This is a genomic window from Marinobacter sp. C7 (assembly GCF_022343555.1).
Lineage (GTDB): Bacteria > Pseudomonadota > Gammaproteobacteria > Pseudomonadales > Oleiphilaceae > Marinobacter.
The window spans coordinates 259-509 of the sequence record NZ_JAKQZH010000103.1; the positions used below are offsets into that span (position 1 = coordinate 259).

At 57.0% G+C, this 251-nt stretch carries 1 protein-coding gene; it reads left to right on the forward strand.

The window, feature by feature from the left end; all coding sequences use genetic code 11:
• Positions 1 to 251 (forward strand): hypothetical protein (locus tag MD273_RS18960; RefSeq protein ID WP_251068378.1); only part of this gene is annotated, 251 nt, incomplete at both ends.

Sequence of the window (251 nt, forward strand, 5' to 3'; positions counted from 1 at the left end):
ATGACCCTGATTACCTAAAAAATCCAGCAGCTTACCGAGCCGAACTGACACGCCGCCTGAATGAATGGACGCTCCCCTTCATCTACGCCGTATTCACCCTCGTCATCGTCGGTGATGCGCGATCGCATCGCGAACGGCGCATTCCTCCGATGGCAAGCGCCTTCCCCCTGACGCTGGCATTGCGTCTCTTCGGCCATTTCAGCATCAACCAGTCCGAGGTCGATCCGATCTTCGTTTACGTCGCTTACGGG